19 protein-coding genes and 2 pseudogenes are annotated in these 18,148 nt (G+C 52.5%); 7 read left to right on the forward strand and 14 right to left on the reverse strand.

Annotated elements, in window-relative coordinates:
- Positions 1 to 120 precede the first annotated feature (120 nt).
- A complete protein-coding gene (locus ACOYXG_RS17290; protein WP_414888496.1) occupies positions 121 to 1,032 on the forward strand; it encodes an alpha/beta hydrolase in 912 nt (303 codons plus the stop codon).
- A gap of 259 nt (positions 1,033 to 1,291) precedes the next feature.
- Here ACOYXG_RS17290 and ACOYXG_RS17295 read toward each other — a convergent pair whose 3' ends face one another.
- From ACOYXG_RS17295 to ACOYXG_RS17325, 7 genes and pseudogenes are all read right to left on the reverse strand, one after another.
- Positions 1,292 to 1,507 carry a hypothetical protein gene (locus ACOYXG_RS17295; protein ID WP_027611503.1) on the reverse strand — a complete coding sequence of 72 codons (216 nt, stop codon included), beginning with the start codon at positions 1,505 to 1,507 and terminating at the stop codon, positions 1,292 to 1,294.
- Positions 1,508 to 1,609: 102 nt separating this feature from the next.
- Positions 1,610 to 2,389, reverse strand: coding sequence for a S6 modification regulatory phosphodiesterase RimA (rimA, locus tag ACOYXG_RS17300; RefSeq protein WP_460352986.1), 780 nt, complete (start codon positions 2,387 to 2,389; stop codon positions 1,610 to 1,612).
- Positions 2,390 to 2,525: 136 nt separating this feature from the next.
- Positions 2,526 to 3,398, reverse strand: a complete 873-nt coding sequence (locus ACOYXG_RS17305) for a methyl-accepting chemotaxis protein (RefSeq protein WP_401277246.1) — start codon at positions 3,396 to 3,398, stop codon at positions 2,526 to 2,528.
- Positions 3,384 to 4,460 (reverse strand): annotated as a pseudogene (locus ACOYXG_RS17310) (methyl-accepting chemotaxis protein); the annotation flags it as partial. The pseudogene ACOYXG_RS17310 and the gene ACOYXG_RS17305, both read right to left, overlap by 15 nt.
- Positions 4,461 to 4,907: 447 nt before the next feature.
- Complete coding sequence (locus ACOYXG_RS17315) at positions 4,908 to 5,270, reverse strand: DUF6124 family protein (protein ID WP_103520375.1); 363 nt, start codon at positions 5,268 to 5,270, stop codon at positions 4,908 to 4,910.
- A gap of 635 nt (positions 5,271 to 5,905) precedes the next feature.
- A complete protein-coding gene (locus ACOYXG_RS17320; protein ID WP_150369179.1) occupies positions 5,906 to 7,018 on the reverse strand; it encodes a hypothetical protein in 1,113 nt (370 codons plus the stop codon).
- A 207-nt stretch (positions 7,019 to 7,225) separates the two neighbouring features.
- Positions 7,226 to 7,603, reverse strand: a complete 378-nt coding sequence (locus ACOYXG_RS17325) for a DUF6232 family protein (RefSeq protein WP_150369181.1) — start codon at positions 7,601 to 7,603, stop codon at positions 7,226 to 7,228.
- 416 nt (positions 7,604 to 8,019) lie between these two features.
- Between ACOYXG_RS17325 and ACOYXG_RS17330 the strand changes: the two genes are divergently transcribed.
- Positions 8,020 to 8,235, forward strand: coding sequence for a hypothetical protein (locus tag ACOYXG_RS17330; protein WP_460352989.1), 216 nt, complete (start codon positions 8,020 to 8,022; stop codon positions 8,233 to 8,235).
- Between the two features lie 96 nt (positions 8,236 to 8,331).
- Entirely contained in the window at positions 8,332 to 9,054 is a 723-nt protein-coding gene (locus tag ACOYXG_RS17335) for an AbiU2 domain-containing protein (RefSeq protein WP_460352991.1), read from the forward strand.
- Positions 9,055 to 9,451: 397 nt separating this feature from the next.
- On the opposite strand, the gene ACOYXG_RS17340 is transcribed toward ACOYXG_RS17335, so the two are convergent.
- Both ACOYXG_RS17340 and ACOYXG_RS17345 read right to left on the reverse strand, forming a co-directional pair.
- Positions 9,452 to 10,342, reverse strand: a complete 891-nt coding sequence (locus ACOYXG_RS17340) for a hypothetical protein (protein ID WP_460352993.1) — start codon at positions 10,340 to 10,342, stop codon at positions 9,452 to 9,454.
- A gap of 80 nt (positions 10,343 to 10,422) precedes the next feature.
- On the reverse strand, positions 10,423 to 10,758 hold the full coding sequence (locus ACOYXG_RS17345; protein WP_460352995.1) for a hypothetical protein: 336 nt from the start codon (positions 10,756 to 10,758) through the stop codon (positions 10,423 to 10,425).
- A gap of 170 nt (positions 10,759 to 10,928) precedes the next feature.
- On the opposite strand from ACOYXG_RS17345, the gene ACOYXG_RS17350 reads away from it, so the two are divergent.
- Together ACOYXG_RS17350 and ACOYXG_RS17355 are read left to right on the forward strand one after the other, a co-directional pair.
- On the forward strand, positions 10,929 to 11,948 hold the full coding sequence (locus tag ACOYXG_RS17350; protein WP_460352997.1) for a DUF4238 domain-containing protein: 1,020 nt from the start codon (positions 10,929 to 10,931) through the stop codon (positions 11,946 to 11,948).
- 99 nt (positions 11,949 to 12,047) lie between these two features.
- Positions 12,048 to 12,548 carry a hypothetical protein gene (locus ACOYXG_RS17355; RefSeq protein WP_460352999.1) on the forward strand — a complete coding sequence of 167 codons (501 nt, stop codon included), beginning with the start codon at positions 12,048 to 12,050 and terminating at the stop codon, positions 12,546 to 12,548.
- A 97-nt stretch (positions 12,549 to 12,645) separates the two neighbouring features.
- Here the strand turns inward: ACOYXG_RS17355 and umuC are convergent, their stop codons facing one another.
- Both umuC and ACOYXG_RS17365 read right to left on the reverse strand, forming a co-directional pair.
- Entirely contained in the window at positions 12,646 to 13,923 is a 1,278-nt protein-coding gene (gene umuC, locus ACOYXG_RS17360; RefSeq protein WP_460353001.1) for a translesion error-prone DNA polymerase V subunit UmuC, read from the reverse strand.
- A complete protein-coding gene (locus ACOYXG_RS17365) occupies positions 13,916 to 14,341 on the reverse strand; it encodes a LexA family protein (RefSeq protein ID WP_460353003.1) in 426 nt (141 codons plus the stop codon). The genes umuC and ACOYXG_RS17365 overlap by 8 nt, the downstream gene beginning before the upstream one ends.
- 95 nt (positions 14,342 to 14,436) lie before the next feature.
- Between ACOYXG_RS17365 and ACOYXG_RS17370 the strand changes: the two are divergent.
- Both ACOYXG_RS17370 and ACOYXG_RS17375 read left to right on the forward strand, forming a co-directional pair.
- A pseudogene (locus ACOYXG_RS17370) lies at positions 14,437 to 15,120 on the forward strand (SOS response-associated peptidase family protein).
- Positions 15,121 to 15,205: 85 nt separating this feature from the next.
- Positions 15,206 to 16,084: a hypothetical protein gene (locus ACOYXG_RS17375; RefSeq protein WP_460353005.1), complete on the forward strand. Its 879-nt coding sequence runs from the start codon at positions 15,206 to 15,208 to the stop codon at positions 16,082 to 16,084.
- A 15-nt stretch (positions 16,085 to 16,099) separates the two neighbouring features.
- On the opposite strand, the gene ACOYXG_RS17380 is transcribed toward ACOYXG_RS17375, so the two are convergent.
- The 3 genes from ACOYXG_RS17380 to ACOYXG_RS17390 all read right to left on the reverse strand — a co-directional run bounded on the left by ACOYXG_RS17380 (position 16,100) and on the right by ACOYXG_RS17390 (position 18,132).
- The gene (locus tag ACOYXG_RS17380) at positions 16,100 to 16,894 is read right to left on the reverse strand and encodes a DNA adenine methylase (RefSeq protein ID WP_460353007.1); all 795 of its coding nucleotides are present in this window, start codon (positions 16,892 to 16,894) and stop codon (positions 16,100 to 16,102) included.
- Between the two features lie 150 nt (positions 16,895 to 17,044).
- A complete protein-coding gene (locus tag ACOYXG_RS17385) occupies positions 17,045 to 17,587 on the reverse strand; it encodes a lysis protein (RefSeq protein ID WP_460353009.1) in 543 nt (180 codons plus the stop codon).
- On the reverse strand, positions 17,569 to 18,132 hold the full coding sequence (locus ACOYXG_RS17390; protein WP_123377008.1) for a glycoside hydrolase family 19 protein: 564 nt from the start codon (positions 18,130 to 18,132) through the stop codon (positions 17,569 to 17,571). Before ACOYXG_RS17390 ends, ACOYXG_RS17385 begins: the two co-directional genes overlap by 19 nt.
- Between the last annotated feature and the right edge of the window lie 16 nt (positions 18,133 to 18,148).

The following is an 18,148-nucleotide window of genomic DNA, read 5'->3' on the forward strand; positions in this document are numbered from 1 at the left end:
CCTTATCATAGGAAAGTTTTTCCCAGGATCCGCGCTCTCTTTTTGCCTCCCACCCACGGCGGCAATCTGTGCCTCGTCAGCCGCCACCTGCGGCATCGCAGCAACCCGTGGAGTGCACCTATGAAAACCAACGTCAGCTTCCTCAGCAACGGCCTCAAACTCGCCGGCCACCTCTACACCCCGGACGACCTGCAACCCGGTGAACAACGCCCGGCCATCGTCGTCGCCCACCCGTTCGGCGGCGTCAAGGAGCAGACCGCCGGCCTCTACGCCGCCAAACTCGCGGCCAAAGGCCTGATCGCCCTCGCCTACGACGCCAGCTACCAGGGTGAAAGCGCAGGTGAACCGCGCTACCTCGAAGACCCGTTCGTCCGCGCCGAAGACATCAAGAGCGCGGTGGACTTCCTCGCCAACCACGCCTCGGTCAACTCACAACGCATCGGCGCCCTCGGCATCTGCGCTTCCGGTGGTTACGTGCCCTTCGCCGCCCAGACCGACCGCCGCATCCGCGCCGTCGCCACCGTGAGCGCCGCCGACATCGGCCTGCTTTACCGCGAAGGCCTTGGCGGCAGCGTCAGCCCGGAACAGCTCAAACAACTGCTGGAACAAGTCAGCGAACAACGCACTCGCGAAGCCCGTGGCGAACCGGTGCGCATCGACCCGATCGTCCCGGAAACCGCCGATATCAACGCCGACACCCCGCCCCTGTTCCGCGAAGGCAGCGACTACTACCGCACCCCGCGTGCGCAACATCCCAACTCGCCGAACAAGTACGTGTTCACCAGCATCGGCCGGATCGCGGCGTACTCGTCCTACGAGCACATCGACCTGATCTCGCCGCATCCGCTGCTGATGATTGCCGGCTCGGAAGCCGACACCCGTTACTTCAGCGAAATGGCGATCAAGAAGGCGCTGGAGCCGAAGGAATTGGTGCTGATCGAGGGCGCAAGCCACATCGACCTGTACGACAAGGAACAGTTCGTCGGGCCGGCGGTGGAGAAAATGGTGGGGTTCTTCAAGCAGTATCTGTAAGCGACAGGCACAAAAAAAGGCGCCCGACATGGGCGCCTTTTTATTGGCCTGTACACTGAACCTGAGGATCTAATTGAAGCTATGGAGCTAATTGCACCTGTAGAGCCAAGTAAACCTGTGGAGGCAATTACACCTGTGGCGAGGGGATTTATCCCCGATGGACTGCGTAGCAGTCCTGCTGTTTTAAAAGTGGGGTCGCTTCGCGACCCATCGGGGATAAATCCCCTCGCCACAGGGTCAGGGTCAGCCTCGATTTTGATCAATCGTCATGCAACATCCCGGAGCTGTACTGGTTCAAGCTGCTGCCAATGCTGTTGCCGCCAAACTTCAGGGTCGTCGCATGACTGCGCCCCTCCGGCGATTGACAATCCGAGGAGAAACAACTGGTGGTGGTCAAACCTCCGGCGCCCGAACAGGCACTCAATACCGAGACAGCTGCGGCGATCAACAGCACTTTGACGACATTGGTGCGCATGGTACAGCTCCCCTTGGGATGATCTTGTGCAAGCATCCTAGGCCTAAGCCGCACTCGGGAAGATGAAATTTTGCCGATCGACAGCACGGGTTCAGGTTGGCATCAAACCGCCCGCCACGCCTCCATCGGAATCTGCGCCATCGCCTCAAACGCCGGTTTGGCGAACCAGAAACCCTGCATCAGATAAATCCCGCAATCGGCGAGAAAGTCCCGTTCCTCCGGGTGCTCGATGCCCTCGGCAATCACCTCGATCCCCAGTTCAGTACACATGCCCACCACGCCCCGCACGATCGCCTGACGCACACGGTCTCGGTGGATATTGCGGATCAGCGCCATGTCCAGTTTGATCAGATCCGGCTGAAAGTCCGCCAGCAGATTCAGCCCGGAATACCCCGCACCGAAGTCATCAATGGCCGTCTTGAAACCAAACTCGCGATACTCGCGCAGGATGTTCATCAAGTGCTTATTGCTTTCAACGTGCTCGCCCTCGACCGCTTCGAAGATCAACCGCTCAAGCGGAAACGCATGCGCGCGCGCCGCCTCCAGCGTGCTGCGAATGCACAGATCCGGGCGATAAACGGCGTTCGGCAGGAAGTTGATCGAAAGGAACCCGGTGAGCCCCAACTGCGCTGCCGTAGAGATCGCCCGCACACGGCACAGTTGATCGAAGCGATAGCGGTTCTGGTCATCGACCTGCTGCAGAACCGACAGTGCACCTTCGCCCTGCACGCCCCGTACCAGTGCCTCGTGGGCGAAGGTCGATTGATCACGCACATCGACAATCGGCTGGAACGCGAAGGAGAACGCCATATCGGCCTCGCCTTTTTGCCGGCATCCTTGGCACCCCCCGCTGGGCTGGGGGAAAATTGGTGTATTGGTCATGACGCCCCCTGAGAGCGGGTTGCAACCATCCATGGCCCAGAAAAAAATCACTGCACGGACCGGGTGGCGCCGCTTGGCGGCCCCCGCTTATACAGGCTGACCGGTCAATTCCGGCCAAGTTCATTGCGAAATGCCATCAGGTGCGGAAATGCGCCGTCATGCGTTGCAGGTCCTGCCCCAGCGACGCCAGCTCAATGGTCGCAGCAGCACTTTCTTCGCTGGCGACGGCCGACTGATCGGCCACATCGCGCACACTGACGATGCTGCGATTGATCTCATCGGCCACCGCACTTTGCTGCTCGGCGGCGGCGGAAATCTGCAGGCTCATTTGCTGGATCGTGCCGATCGAATGGTTGATCTCGGTAATCGCCTGTTCGGCCTTCTGCGCCAGCACCACGGTGTCCAGCGTGCGCTCGCGGCTGGATGTCATCAGCGTAGATGCCGCTTGCGTGCCCTGCTGCAGAGTGACAATCAGCGCTTCGATTTCCTTGGTCGAATCCTGGGTGCGCTGCGCCAGCGAGCGCACTTCATCGGCAACCACGGCAAAACCACGGCCCTGCTCCCCCGCCCGCGCCGCTTCAATCGCCGCGTTCAGCGCCAGCAAGTTGGTCTGCTCGGCGACAGCCTTGATCACATCGATGACCTTGCCGATCTGCTCGCTGTCCTGGGACAGCACGTTCATCGCCGCGCCCAACTCCTCGATCGCCACCGACAGTTCGCTGATTTGCACGGTCGCCTGCTTGACCACCGCACTGCCGTGTCGTGCCTGCTGATCGGCCAGGGTCGCGGCGGCGGATGCGTCGGTGGTGTTGCGCGCCACCTCCTGCACGGTCGAGGCCATTTCGTGCATCGCCGTGGCGACCTGATCCACCTCGACTTTCTGCTGACGCACACCGGCGCTGGTCTGCTCGCTCATCGCCGAAAGCTTCTCGGCCGACGTCGAAATATGCGTCACGCCGTTACCGATTCCCTGCACCAACGTGTTCAGACTTTGCGCCATGTCCTGCATCGCGTTTTGCAGATCGCCCAACTCATCCTTGCGGCTGGATTTGGCTTGCACCGTCAGATCGCCTTTGGCAATCCGTCGCGCCAGCTCCACCGTCAGCGCCAGCGGCCCGGTGATCTGCCGCGAGATCAGCACTGAAGCAAACAGACCAACCACCAGCGCCAGCACCGTCAGCACTGCAATCTGGATAAACGCACGCTGTTGATCGTCCCGCGCCAGACGCTGCTGAGTGTCCATCAGGCCGGTCATGATGCTGTCCATCGCTTGGCTCTGCTGATCCACCTGCTGACGCAGGCTCTGCTTCTGCTCGAACAGCGCGGCAACCTGCACCAGCACCTCGCGATAACGGCGCATCCCGGCCTGCGCCTCTTCAAGCTGACTCGACAGGGCCGCCGGCAAACCGCTGCGCGCCTTGCTCATGTCGGCCAGAAACGCATCGGTGGTGTCCAGCAGCACCTGCTTGTTGGCCTCGCTCGGCACCGCGATATAACGCCGCAACATCAGACGAAACATAGTCATGCCATTGCGCAGATCCGCCACCGTGCGCAAGTCCGCCACCCGCGCGCTGTCGGCAGATGCCAACGCACTGGCCGTGGTGCTCTCGAACATGCTGTTGAAGGTCTCGGCGTACTTGTCCGACATCGCCCCCAACGGTTTCAGCGCATCGCTGGTCGCCTTGTCCGCCTCGACCAAACGCTTGACCTGCTGATCGTAAGCCAGCGTGGTGTCCTGCAAACGCTTCAAGGCCTGCTGGTTTTCCGCCCGCGTCAGGGTCTGCAACGCCTTGGCGATCAGCCCTTGCAACACATTCAGCTGCGACTGATAAGCCTCGGTATAAGCGACATCCGCCGCCGCTTCGTACTGCTTCTCCGACAGCCGCATATCCTGCGTCGCATCGTTGAGCGTGCCGATCAGACGCGTGGTGCCCAAGCGATCAACCAGCACATTGCTGCTGCTATAGCCAATGAACGCCACCGCCCCCACCGCCAGCAAAAGAACGCCAAACCCGGCTCCCAACTTTCGGGAAACCTTGATGTTGCCCAGGAAATTCGATGCTTCTGCCATGTTCAGCCTCTAACGCCTTGACGCGGTTCAACGTCAGGCACAAAAAGTAGATCTCTGATAACCGGAGTTACCGCTCATATTCGGGGTCGTCGTCCTGGGCGAAATACGGGCAGCTTCCACTGACCCGGCTGCAACAAACTGACGTGTAAAGCCGTACCGACGGCCCACGCACCAGCGGACAAATCCAGGACTGACGCTGGATTTATCGTTTCAGCAAAGGTGTTGGAACGGATGCTATAAATTTTGAGAAAAGTTGTACAACTTTATTTTTTTGTATAATCGTTGAACTTTTTTGAGCGCGTGATGACGCATTGCCATCATTTTTTGTGGCACATCGCTATTGCTCCGGAAACAGGCTGAAACCCGTCGTTTTCGGCGGTTGTTTTGCGCATCGAATGAACGCCCTCCGCGATCACAAGCTCGCCGCTCGCCACGGAGGGCAGCGATCTACGCCTTGAGCTCGACGTTATCCAACGCCTGATTCACCGCCAACTCCCCCAACATCACCACCTGCGCAATGCCCAGCAGCGTCTTGCGGTGCGAGACATCCAGCAACGCGGCGAAGTCGTTGAGCATGGTCGTGGCGGAACCCAGGGATTCACTGGCGTTGGCGAGCAGGGATTCGGTGTCGTAGGCCGGGTTGGCGAGGAACATTGGTTTGGATTGATCACCGCTGGCCATGATCTGGCTGGCCGGGGTGAGGTAGTGATCGAGGGCGCGCTCGGCGGCTTCGTGGAGTTTGCGGGAATCGAGGGATTCGTAGGGGGATGCGGGGTTGGATTCGGGTGGGTTGGGTGTTGGTTTGAACATGGATGGAGCCTCTAGTGCGAATACTAAAAGGAGCCATCACCCTCGCTACCAAACGATAGGTGGCGGCCATACGCGGGTTGGTAGACCGGTCGCACTAGAACCCGGCGCCCACGAATGAGCCCCACGCATGACCACCATGAAATCGAAGTCCCGGGAAGGACTGCACACGGTGACGCCATGAGTCTAGAAACGAAGCGGGCTACCAAACCCGGACACTGGTTTGCAGTGACATAGGGACGATAGAACCCACGAGCTAGACGCACAAGCCGGCGGATTCTGTCTTAGGTGTAGGGGATGGTGCAAGGCGTTGTAGGGCTAAGGTAGTGCAGGCAACCACACTTTAAACAGACCGTATCTAAGACGTTTAAATTGAGGGCGCTGCCCAAGGCACGAGTCTAGGCAAGTCTGATAAAGTCAGCACCGGTTCATTCGTTGTCAGGGAGTCAAAAATGGCAAAGCCCGCCGCGCGTATCACCGATCCCACCAATTGTCCAATGCCCGGCACCGCCCCAAAAATATCATTTCTACATCCCTCGATATCCTTTCTGCGGACTTACAGCCACGCCAACTTTATTCACCACCAAACATTCGACGAATAAGCTGCCCGACCTTCAGATCATCCGTTTTCACGTCCCTTACAAACTCTGTGTAGATCGCCCACCCTCATCGGAAATTTTCTCAATAAAATCTGGAATCAATCTTTCACTAATCCCAGCCACTATTGCCAACAAAAGCAACTTCTTAACATCAGAGCTTAACAACTCAAAAAATACTCCAGCTTTACAAGCCAAGATAGCAACAACTCCGAAACAGCAACCTAAGCCAATGCGTACTACACCTTGCAAAACGATATGATGCAAAGGCTCGAAAGGAACAACCTTTATATCTTTTGAACGCTGCAAAACCGAAATCAATGCCCCAAGTAAGCCGCCAACCGCACCCACCAAAAATAACGGACTTAGTCCATCAAAACCAAAAACTTCCCACTTAAAATAAATAAAAGCGAAAACAAAAAAAAGTAACAACGAAAAAGCTATAACAGAATAGATCAACCTGGAACTGGCTTGCACCTCAATCACCTTCATTAAATATTGCTTTGCCGACTCATAGGCGCCACTTGTATCTGAAGAATTTTTACGCAACGCAACAACCAAACTTGACGCCAATTTAAAAACAAATAATTTCCGCTGACCATCCCCTAACATTAATCGCCCTAAAGCACTAAGCTCAGACAACTCAACAAAAATACCATCATCAAATTTTTTCCCATCCCTTACTTCATAAGCCACCTCTCCTTCCCTATCGATCCAGACGACAAAATCGTTTGACTTATCAATCACTCTGAATATTTCATCAGATGCATCTATATACTTTTCCAGTTCATCGAGCAGATAGCAAGCATCAGAGTCATCATGCTGCAAATCTCCTATTTTCTCACCGCTAAGCACTGCCGTAAAAATACGAACCTTATATCTGTCTAGTCTATTAGCGTGAACTCCTTTAAATTTATCCTTCGCCCTTTCAAGCAAAAAATTTAGCCGTGACATTAGGCGTCTTTCTACAAGCGAGACTCCTCTGGCAGCCCAGTTAATAATTGATTCATTCCTATAAACAATCGCTCTTGGACTGACATGATAAATATTCAAAATAAGCTCATCATTCAATCGATCACCAACTCTCATATCTCGATAATCCAAATCTGGACCAAGATAAAAGCTTCTAGACTTCTCAACCTGAGTCTCCTCCATAAAACCACAACCCTTATGCTTTGTACTTCATGATATAGAAACCGAATGAGATGGAAACAAAAAAACAACCACCTCAATAAAAAACCAAACCATTAAATTGGATGAACGCAACAAAGTTAACCAACAAAGCGACAAACTGGACGAATTAATTTGCCGCCGATCATTTACCGTCGAGCATCTAGCATTAAATAAATCCGTCGCTTTTTTTCATCCACGATGAATGATTGAGTCATTTATCGCGCCAACGACTCTGGAAATCCAAGAAAGATCCGCATCTTGCAGAGCTTGCTGCTCCCCAGAAGACGTAGTAAGTACAATTGTATATATCGTCTTCTGCATAAGGAACCAAGCAAGACCTGCAAAAAACAAGACGACGGAAGCGGTATCTATACCTTTTTTATATCCGATAATCGCCCCGACAATCATCAGCAGTATGGGCCAAGTACGATTAGGATTTATTTGAGAGGTTTTCACTGCCGTGACTCCGCTCATCGCGAACGTCTTTTGCCCCGGAAGGATGAATCGGCTGTTGGTAACCTTTACTTCACGTTCGTCAAAAAAGACTTTTTCTTGCTGAGCGTCCATTGCTTCTCCCTGCACAGGCTTGGTTTTGTTGGTTTAGAAAATAGGGATTTAGCCATCAAATAGCCACCCTATGCTAGTCAGATGATTGAAAAAAGCACTCACAAATGTCGCAATCATCGCGGGAGAGCATCTGCAAGCCCGCCACTCTCAATCCTGATAAACTCCCCCACCTCCCAGCCCCACCCAATCCAGAACCGCCAATGTCCCCTATCTCCGCCACACCCGCCCCACTCTCCCGCCGCTTCTCCGTCGCCCCGATGATGGATTGGGCGTAGCCCCTCGCTTGCACACCGGCCAGCCTAGCTCCCCCCTCGAAACTACAATTCTTTGTAGCAATTTTTAAGCAAGCAGCAATCACCGCCCATAAAGAGCACTACCGGTACTATGCTTGTTCTTTTTCGAAAGGAGTCGATGCAATGTCAGACGAATATTCGTTACGGGATGTGCTGGAAAGGATCTACCAGAATCAGCTCGGTTTGGAAGCAGCTCTGATGGAGCTGACGCTTCATGCAGAACAACAAGGTTTAGCCGAGGTTGGTGAAAACGTTCGTGGCGCCTTGTGGGTGATCGGCGAGAACTCTGGTCACATCAAGCAGGGCTTGGCCAAGCTGAGGGGAAAAAGCGAGGGCTAGATTCGATCGGCTATGCCGTTTCGGAATCAGCGTTATTGGGCCGCTCTCGGACAAAGACGGCATGATCTGTTTACATGGCTAATAGAGGCACTACTCATGCCTACCCCGCTTGAAAAAATGCAGGCTCACGCATCTCATTTACTCGACGCATTTATTGAAATGCGTCAGAGGTATTCGATCCTCGACCCGATGCTCTTCGATGAATCTGTCGTGACCACCCTTGGCGCCGGAAAACGAGCTATGGGGTTTAGCATTCTTAAGCACTCATTATTCCTCTCATGTGCGCAGGACATAGCGAAACTGACGTTCGATGATGATCCGCGAACACCAAGTCTAAACAATAGCATTCAAGCACTGGCTGACGACGAGCTTCGACAAACACTACGTGAACAATTTGCTAGCTGGAAAATACCTAACGGCAAGGATGTGACCGACACTGAAATACTCGAGGCCCTCAGACGTATTGAGCTGCGTGAAGAGGCTCAGCTTGGATCCCAATTCGATGATTTGTATTGCGAAGCCACCAAACTATGGGAAGAGTTATCCACCAGTGCAACAATTAAGTCATTCAGAACTATCCGTGACAAGGTATCTGCACATACAGAAGTGCGCTATGTAGCAGATAAATACCAGTTTGTTGACATCAGCACGTTAGGCATTAAATGGGGCGACATCAAGGCAACCGTAGAGCAGATGCAACGCCTGGTGGAGATCATCGGGATGCTTATCCGCAATGCCGGGTTCGCATGGCATTCGCTCGATGAGCAGTTGAAAAACGCGAGCGCGGCTTTCTGGAGCGTTGACGTAGTAGGCCGCTAGCCAAATCACACAAATTTTAAACGCCAGATGACCATTTGTTATTGATAGCTGCCTATTGCAATGGCAGCTATCTATCCGTTACCGCAACTCAGTCGCCTTGGTTAGGGATTCGAACCCCCTCCGAACTCCTTCTAGGCCACTTCAGGCCACCAAATTGGGCATTTACGCGGTAATCGCATGGCATGCCGCGGTCTATTGCCGCCTACGATATGCCCTAAATTTGCCCTAAACTCACGTCTGTAATCATTCTAGGGAGTCTCCTTTCGAGCGCCTCCTTTTGCGCAGTAAAATGACCACACAATGGTTTACGCCGCCCACCCCAAAAAAAATTAGAAGCCACTCGAAACCATTCAATGCTGCGAATAGATATTTAGTGTATATGCATGCCCGATAGCACTCAAATCGCGTCCCGTAACAATTTGATGTACCAGCTAACTGCCTCTCTATTTTTTTCCCTAATAGAGTGCTCATAATTAATGAGCGTCTTTCCAGCCTCAAGACTTTTTCTCAATGCCTCGTCAACTTCAGCAGGAGACAGGCCGTTTTCGGTTTCTTTTTCTGCTTCGCGTAAGAGCTGATCTCTGTATGCGTAATCCATTCTGTCAGAGAGTTGATATTTATTTTTCTCCATCAACGAATAAGCCTGCTTACTCCACGCCTCAAGACTAGTTCTTTCAATTTGCAAATCATCCCCGGATGAATCTTTTGCCGTTGCGAGCTGAACATTTGATATAGCTGACTTTATATTTTCGTAAGGATTACAACCAACTTTTTTCATTTTTTCATATTCAGGACTATCGGGACGGGTCCACCGCCTCAGGCCGGTATCACATTTTTTGTCGAGTGGAGAAATTAAAGTATACCATTCCAAGGCTTGAATAAACCTCAGCTTCTGAGATTGAACAATTTTAGCGTTGGCGGATAGCGCCCGGAGCTTCTCTTTATTCAATGTCGAACTTAAGCGGAGCAGTTGATCATTTTTTTGCCCTATCTCTTCCTCTAAAGCGTGCAACCGAGATCTGTCATCAGCTAACTTTGTCGTCAGGCCTGAAACTTCCTTCCGAGCAGACTCTACTTCCTGAAGCTGTGAAGAGTAGCTAGCATTCAGAAAACCCAATCGTTCCTCTGCAGCTATTTGGTCAATTTGTATCTTTGCAAGTTGCTCGCTTGCTAGTTCTTTCTGATAAAGTGGAATCACTGAATAAAAAATCGTAAAAACAGCAATAGCCACAAGAACAATTTGACTAACTGAAGTAACTCGCTGCAATATCAGGTCAAATTTCCCCATATCCTAACACTCTTGCGCCATGGACGAACAATTAGTGCTGGGCACTCCGATGTGTAACTCATCACAGTTCGTTCATAGAACTACTCTCGGTCAATCCGTTCCCACTCCCGAGCATATTGCTCTGCTTCATCAATGCATTTTTCGCAAAGTAGGCTGCCGTAATAGGCTTGATTCTCTAGAGCAGTCGCCAGCTCATCACTTTCAAGAACCGTCTGGCAATCATTATGGTAACCACCTGGATCCGTCACGCCGTCACATGCCTTCGTCAAATGCGGTCGCAACACGTTCTTCTGAGGCTCACTCAGATGATCGAAGCCCTTATCCACCGCGAGCTGAGCGATGCCGCGTACCTTGACATCTTCATCATCAAGGCTGCCGGTTTCCAGAAGCTTTTCCAAAGCTTTCACTTCACTCATCATTTCCTCCTAGGATTATGATCCGCACAAATCATAACGATATCACTTTTGTAAGGAGAGCTAGGTAATATCAGAACGAAATGGGCTGATATTGATCGTCGTACCGGGTGCCCACAAGGTTGTGTAGTCTATGATGGTCTGCACGGTTTACCTTCGAGCAAGGAGAGCGAATGCAACAGCTACGCGTTAGAAATCATTACGTTCCGGAGCTTTATTTAAAGCAGTGGGAGCATGCAGGTAGAGTTCCCACTTACCGGCTTCTGGTCCCCCATGACAGCTTTCCTCTTTGGGAAAGGTTACCCCTGAAAAGTATTGCCTTTCGTCGGCATCTCTATACCGCTCTGATCGGGCAAGAGGAGACAGATGAGATTGAACGCTGGCTTGATAGAGAGTTTGAAAGTCCGGCTCAAGAAGCGATATATCGCGTCATCAACGAACAGCGCCTCACGCCAGATCACTGGAGACATTTGGTTCGCTTTGCTGTGGCTCAAGATGTGCGCACCCCTGCACGGCTTAAAGAGTTCCTTAGTCGCCAAAATAAGACATTGAAACCGCTGATGGATAAAACATTGGCACAAACCGTTAATAATCTGGAACAACGCCTCGCTGAAAACCATAAAATTCAAGTTAATGAAATCGATATGGCTCGTGAGCTACCTTTAAAAATCACTATAGAGAAACCCACATCAGGGAGTTGGAAGGTGCAGGCCGAGGCAACTATCGGTAGAGGAATGTGGCTTTGGAATATCAAACACCTTCTAACCAGCACCTTAAAACGTATTCCCCGACAACGGTGGACTGTGCTCCACGCTCCGGCAGGAGTATCATGGCCGACGTCAGACAACCCTCTAATCAGACTTAACTATCAAGACCCTAGCAACTACGACTTCGGGGGAGGATGGGGAGTGACGAACACCGACATATTACTCCCACTGAGCCCGAAACATCTTCTACACACGACTATTGGCAAGCGTTCTTGGATGCGCGGTACGGTGTTAGAAACTGGTATGGCTCAACTGTTGCGTAAAATTATCATTCAACATGCGGACCGCTACATCTTTTCGACAGACCCATGCGATGTCGATACATTTCAACCTCGACTCGTATGCACGGAAACATATAAGCAAGAGGAGAACGCTTGGCAAAACTGGCATAGAGATCAGTGCGAGGCGGAAGCCGAGCTGAAATAAGATTAATTTTCAATATGTGACTTGAATCCAGTAGACCACAACCAGAACCATAACTAAGCTCAAGCCAGAATTACCCAAGCCGTTCAACATGGAGATCATATGCCAGCCAAACTATTGCGATCTATCGACAGACTCCTCACAAGACTTTTCTTTTTTTCCATTTGGATGTTTGGTGCAACTATTTTTTTTGGCGCAATGGATCATTATTTAAGACAAAATAACTTCATCCTCTTAGCCACTGTATGCTTCCCTATCTTAGCGGTATTGTTTGGATTTTCGGCATTATTATATAACCGTTCAAGAGCATTCCAACCTGGCCCAGTTCAGCGTCGCTCTTTGTATGCTGCTGAGAGGGCACTTCAATCGACAGTTTTATTCGCATTAGGATTTGGAAGTGGCGCAATCATAGCCACGATAATTGCGCAACTAAAGCTCTCTCTTGTTACTAAAGAACAACAGTCCTATTTACTTCTGATTTTCTTTATTCCAATAATACTCATCCTAAGTTCATTTGGAACTTTTTTCTTGTCGTTTAGGGCAATCTCGCATGGCATGCTCAAACGCGTGAGCATTCGACAGATACTTAGGCGAATTAAATAGCCTCGCCCGACGCGCGAGAAAAAAATGGCCGACAGTTGTCGACACGTTATCACTTAAAATTGAATAGGATTTTTGTGCTTATAACTGATGCTTAGTGTCATTTACAGAGGATAGTCCACAATTGGTCTATTTTTGTCGTATAGCTCTGGCTCATCATCTCTCGTCGCATGCCCCAATCTGGATTGCTCGGCACACTCGCAGCCCGGAGCGTACCCCTGCCCCACCGTCCATTGATTTCGTCCAACACCGCCATCACTCTTGTTGCTTCAGTGGGCTGAGAAATGGCGAACAGATCGTCTGTGTATTCACCCGGCTGGCATAGATTCAGCAGCATTACTTCCGCTTTGCTGTAACTGAATCCAGGACGGAACACACGATCAAGCGCATCGACGGCCGCCGTCGTTAGCAGCCGAACGTCATCCGTTGGGTAAGGCAAATCCACCATGACACCATTCGCATACTTTGCCTCATCGGGGTTGAACATTCCGGTGCGGACGCTGACCCGGATCTTCTTGCACAGAGACTTTTGCGCCCGGAGCTTTTCCGATGCCCGCATCATGTAGGTCGCCACTGCCTCCTTGATCGGCGGCAGTTCCTTCAGCCTTTTGCCAAACATTCGGCTGCAGCAGATCTCCTGCTTGGGTGGATCCGGCTCCTCCAGTTCCAGGCACGACGTGCCCGCCAATTCCCGGGCAGTTTTCTCGATCACGACGCTGAAATTTTTTCTCAACGTCCATGGGTCCGCCTTGGCCAGATCCATGGCGGTCTTGATTCCCATGCCGTCCAGGTGCATTTTCATGCGCCGCCCCACTCCCCACACCTCTGATACGTCCGTATTGCGCAGCACCCAATCGCGCTTGATTGGATCGCAGATGTTCACGACGCCACCGGTTTGCGCCTGCAGGCGTTTGGCGGTGTGATTGGCCAGCTTGGCCAGGGTCTTGGTGTGCGCGATGCCAACGCCGACGGGAATACCCGTGCAACGCAGCACTTGGCTACGAATCTTGCGGCCGAGGCCGTCCAAGTCACTGATGCCGGTGAGATCGACGAAGGCCTCGTCAATGCTGTAGACCTCGACGGCTGGCACCATCGATTCGATCAGTGTCATGACACGCTCGCTCATATCGCCGTACAACGCGTAGTTTGAGGAAAACGGGACAATGCCATGTTGCCTGAGCTTGTGTTTGATCTGAAAGTACGGCTCGCCCATTTTCACGTACGGCTTAGCGTCGTAGCTGCGGGCGATGACGCAACCGTCATTATTCGACAGCACCACGATAGGCACTTTGGCGAGGTCGGGGCGGAACACTCGCTCGCAGCTGGCATAGAAGCTGTTGCAGTCGATCAGGCCGAATACCGTTTTAGTCTTAGACATGGCTGCGAACGCTACCGATGATCACGCCCCAAATCGCCAGCTCATCGCCCTCCAGCACGTAGCGAGGCGGGTATTTGGGATTTTCCGAAAGCAGAATCACCTCCTTACCCCGGATGCTCAGGCGTTTGCACAGCGGATCGTTGTTCAGCAGCGCAACAACAATATGTCCATGAGCAGGCTCAAGAGAACGATCCACCACCGCCAAATCCCCGTCGAAGATCCCCGCTCCCTGCATACTCTCTCCGGTGATTTTCACCAGATAAACGTGAGGAGCACGAATGTTCAAAACCTCATCAATTGATATGTGGGCTTCAATGTGATCCGCTGCCGGCGAAGGAAAGCCAGCGGGCACCTGAAAAAGGCACAGAGGTAATTTACGACCGGCCACGGTAATAGGGCCTAAGATTGAAAAGCTCATGACGCACGACTTCCGATACTGTACGAATGTACAGTTAACTTTCAGAATGACTTGCGGTCAATTCCTGTAGGAAATATCAGATAGGCGGGCAGGAGATGTGCGGACGACCTTCACAGTACGACGGCATTCATGACTTCGTTGCGGCACTGAGCATGCCCACCCCTCTAGTCAATCATACCGGTGATCTGCCCTTCGAACGGTACAACGCCGCCCCCTCTACACAACTCGCGCTCTTTCATTAGGAAGGACAGTACCTGCACGCGGACATGGTCCGCTGGGGGTGGCGTCCACATTGGGCAAAAGATCGAGCTGCCCCCATTAACGCTCGGGCCGAAAAAGTGGCACACGGCCCATTCTTCCGGACGATCTGGCCGCATCGGGCGATCATTGCGATAAATAACTGGTTCGAATGGGTCGACGAAGGCGATCCGAAAAAGCAGCCTTATCTTATTCGTCGAAGAGATCGTGCGCCTCTTTTCTGCGCTGCGATCGGCCAGTATCCCGATGCAGAGCATCCACCTAGCGAGCACGATGGCTTTGTGATCATCACAGCTGACAGTGCTGGTGGTATGGTTGACATACATGACAGGCGCCCGGTCACGCTATCGTCGGCGGTCGCGCGCGAATGGCTAGATTTGGACACGCCGAAGGAGCGCGCAGAGCAGATCGTGCTTCATCAAGGGGAGGTATCCGAAGCGTTTGAATGGTTTAGGATCGACCGGGCAGTAGGTAACATTCGCAACCACGGGGCTGACTTGATTAAGCCACTCCCATTGTGACGAAATTGATTGCCAAATAAGTTTAAAAGTGGATATAACACCGGACCATCCAGCCTCTTTAAACATATAACTTAGAGTAAGCGCAATGCGCACAGCACCAACCGCGATTTTTTTCCAACCCGAAAAATGGGGAACACTGTCCAAGTTCAAATTCTTTTATATGGGCACACATACATTTGACAGCGACACAACCAAGGCGATAACCGGAGTCGCGAACCACTTCAACAAGGCCCAAATCTTATACAATCTTGCTCGCAAACTTAGCCCAAACTTGCAAATCGATGAAGAAGAACTAAATCAAAACGGACACACAGCTGCTATCAACTCCGCAGAATTTACTGCCGTAGCAGAAGAAGTTTTTACCGAACTATACTCATCTATTGACTGCACTCGAAAAATCATTGTTAGTATTTATAGGAAATGCCGAAGAATACCCGACTCCACTCGAAAAATTTTTCAGCGGATTCGAGATCATCAGCTAGGGAGCGATTTCCCTGACGAACTAAAAAAAGCCTTTCTCTCAGCAAGCTGGTACGAAGATTTGCTCAGAATAAGAGATGAACTTACACACTCAGAATTGGGCCACTGTACCCTCAACAGAGAAAATAGAAGCATCCAATATATGCACACAGGAATAAAAACCAAGGGAAAACCTTTAATCATCCCAGACATATTTGAAAAAATTGAAACTCTAATATCTGAAGTCAATAAATTTCTAGGTGAAGTATTTTATTTTCTTAACACCCAATTGAAACCTTATATAACCACTCAAGTCTGCGGAATGTGTAAGGGAAAAGTATTAGCGCGCGAACTCCCCTTGGAAGAGCACATCACTTTTCATAGCGGAACTTGCATCTCCCACATTTGGTTCGAGAAACCAAATGAAACAAGGTGTCCAGCCGCTGAAACCTGTGGTGCTTATATTAGGGCGATGACAAAGATAGAAGCACCACTAGATCAGTAAATCGTTAAGCTTTGTTTAAAAAATACTACCTAACTCTTCGGGAACCCAGTTTAAGATCACCAGTTCACCGCTAACTTCGACTTTGCCTTGTCGTTGGTTGGTGTTGCTGTAGCGAATGTCCAGCGTCTCGAAGTGGAAGCCTTCAAATACACGGCGGATGTCCGGATGGTCATTGATGCTAACCATCACCTTGCCTTTGCAGCGGCGCATGAAGTCGGCCATCCGTTCGTAGTTCTCGAACGGAAAATCCACGCCGTAACCGGCGGTCTGCCAGTAAGGCGGATCCATGTAGTGGAAGGTATGTGCACGGTCGTAGCGTTCAGCGCATTCAAGCCAGGGGAGGTTTTCGACGTAGGTGCCGGACAGGCGCTGCCACGCGGCCGAGAGGTTTTCCTCGATCCGCAGCAGGTTGATAGCCGGGGCAGTGGTCGCCGTGCCGAACGTCTGCCCCGAGACCTTGCCGGCGAAGGCGTGGTGCTGCAGGTAGAAGAATCGGGCGGCGCGCTGGATGTCGGTTAGGATTTCGGGGCGGGTCATTTTCTGCCATTCGAACACCTGCCGAGAACTGAGCGCCCATTTGAATTGGCGGACGAACTCTTCGAGGTGGTTCTGCACGACGCGGTAAAGCGTGACCAGGTCGCCGTTGATGTCATTGAGGACTTCGACCGGCGACGGCTGGGGCTTCATGAAGTACAGCGCGGCACCGCCGGCAAAGACTTCAACGTAGCATTCGTGTGGCGGAAAAAGCGGAATGAGGCGATCGGCCAGGCGGCGTTTGCCGCCCATCCAAGGGATGATGGGTGTAGACATTGAAAGCAAGACCTTTACTGTATGAATAAACAGGTGCTAGGCTCGCCGCGCTTTGTGCACGGAGCAAGAGCCTTGGCTGGACTTGCAGGGACCATCTGCAGGGACGGCGGTCGATCCGGATGTTGACGCATCCAGACCGGCCGCTCTTTTTTACTTTGGTGTTGAGACTTCTTTGGCGTATGCCTGACAGGCCGCGAGGGCAATTAGCCCCCGGTCGCCGTCATCGGTGACGCCGATAATTCGTTGAGCATGCGCTGGGTCAAGTTCGGCTCTTGTGGGGCCATGAACCATGCCGCCGGTGGCGGTGGTGGCTGACACCGATCCGTTGCCGGTGGCGGTGGTAGCGTCGAGTAGGACTGACAGGCGCAGATCAGCAGTGGCAAGGCGGTCGCGCAGGCGACCTTGATCACGTTGGGCATCACTCAAGGCTCGGTAATGGGTTTGTTCGCTGGTAGCCAGGCGCTGCTCGAGCGCAAGGCGTTTGTCCTGTTGGGCACGCTGCTGCGCAACCGTGGCCAGGGCCAACTCGTTAATGGTTTCGGTGTGGCGTCGGGCCTGCTCTGCGAGCTGTTTGCCGTAGCGCCAATCCTGTACTTGCCAAGTAATGGCAGCGAAACCACAGACCAAGACGACCAGCAGCACGCCTTTTGCCAGCAGCCAATACGGGTCCGGGATCAGTTCGCCGAGACGCATAGCACCGCCCTCGCCCGCCCCCACAACTCCAGCCGATCCTGCAGGCCATTGAGGCCGCCGTTGATCCTGCGGGTGATCGTGTTGAATTCATTTTGATCGGCCAGCGCGTTCAGTCCATTCACGGACCAGAACCACGCGGCCGATTCAGCGGCCCACTGCGGCAGTTCCAGCAGTTCAGGCGTGCGCAGCAATCGCTCGTCACCGAACAGCGCCAAGCTGCAGCGCAAGTAATTGTCGTGGCCAGTGACCTGGATCAGGCCGCGACCGCGATAGCGCTGGCCATCACCATCCGCTGCCGGCGTGTTGCCCAGTTTCGCAGCCAGGTTACCGGTGTCGTACTTGCTCAGGTACTGATCGCCGCCCAGTTCCCGGACGTATTGCAGCTGGCCCGACTCATGGCCGACTTGCGCCAGGAACGCGGCTTGGCGTTTCGGCGTGTTGATCTGTCGATGGGCCATGGCTGCGTTGAGGGCGGATACAAAAACGCCCGCTTGGCGGCGGGCGTTGGGCATGATGCTTTGCAGCTGTTGTTCAGTGATGGACATACAAACTCCAGACATA

It is taken from the genome of Pseudomonas sp. G3-39, assembly GCF_054790485.1.

Bases quoted from the DNA above. Each gene is read 5' to 3' on its own strand.
- ACOYXG_RS17290 (WP_414888496.1), top strand. From the start codon at position 121: ATGAAAACCAACGTCAGCTTCCTCAGCAACGGCCTCAAACTCGCCGGC.
- ACOYXG_RS17295 (WP_027611503.1), bottom strand. From the start codon at position 1,507: ATGCGCACCAATGTCGTCAAAGTGCTGTTGATCGCCGCAGCTGTCTCG.
- rimA (WP_460352986.1), bottom strand. From the start codon at position 2,389: ATGACCAATACACCAATTTTCCCCCAGCCCAGCGGGGGGTGCCAAGGA.
- ACOYXG_RS17305 (WP_401277246.1), bottom strand. From the start codon at position 3,398: ATGCAGGACATGGCGCAAAGTCTGAACACGTTGGTGCAGGGAATCGGT.
- ACOYXG_RS17315 (WP_103520375.1), bottom strand. From the start codon at position 5,270: ATGTTCAAACCAACACCCAACCCACCCGAATCCAACCCCGCATCCCCC.
- ACOYXG_RS17320 (WP_150369179.1), bottom strand. From the start codon at position 7,018: ATGGAGGAGACTCAGGTTGAGAAGTCTAGAAGCTTTTATCTTGGTCCA.
- ACOYXG_RS17325 (WP_150369181.1), bottom strand. From the start codon at position 7,603: ATGGACGCTCAGCAAGAAAAAGTCTTTTTTGACGAACGTGAAGTAAAG.
- ACOYXG_RS17330 (WP_460352989.1), top strand. From the start codon at position 8,020: ATGTCAGACGAATATTCGTTACGGGATGTGCTGGAAAGGATCTACCAG.
- ACOYXG_RS17335 (WP_460352991.1), top strand. From the start codon at position 8,332: ATGCCTACCCCGCTTGAAAAAATGCAGGCTCACGCATCTCATTTACTC.
- ACOYXG_RS17340 (WP_460352993.1), bottom strand. From the start codon at position 10,342: ATGGGGAAATTTGACCTGATATTGCAGCGAGTTACTTCAGTTAGTCAA.
- ACOYXG_RS17345 (WP_460352995.1), bottom strand. From the start codon at position 10,758: ATGAGTGAAGTGAAAGCTTTGGAAAAGCTTCTGGAAACCGGCAGCCTT.
- ACOYXG_RS17350 (WP_460352997.1), top strand. From the start codon at position 10,929: ATGCAACAGCTACGCGTTAGAAATCATTACGTTCCGGAGCTTTATTTA.
- ACOYXG_RS17355 (WP_460352999.1), top strand. From the start codon at position 12,048: ATGCCAGCCAAACTATTGCGATCTATCGACAGACTCCTCACAAGACTT.
- umuC (WP_460353001.1), bottom strand. From the start codon at position 13,923: ATGTCTAAGACTAAAACGGTATTCGGCCTGATCGACTGCAACAGCTTC.
- ACOYXG_RS17365 (WP_460353003.1), bottom strand. From the start codon at position 14,341: ATGAGCTTTTCAATCTTAGGCCCTATTACCGTGGCCGGTCGTAAATTA.
- ACOYXG_RS17375 (WP_460353005.1), top strand. From the start codon at position 15,206: ATGCGCACAGCACCAACCGCGATTTTTTTCCAACCCGAAAAATGGGGA.
- ACOYXG_RS17380 (WP_460353007.1), bottom strand. From the start codon at position 16,894: ATGTCTACACCCATCATCCCTTGGATGGGCGGCAAACGCCGCCTGGCC.
- ACOYXG_RS17385 (WP_460353009.1), bottom strand. From the start codon at position 17,587: ATGCGTCTCGGCGAACTGATCCCGGACCCGTATTGGCTGCTGGCAAAA.
- ACOYXG_RS17390 (WP_123377008.1), bottom strand. From the start codon at position 18,132: ATGTCCATCACTGAACAACAGCTGCAAAGCATCATGCCCAACGCCCGC.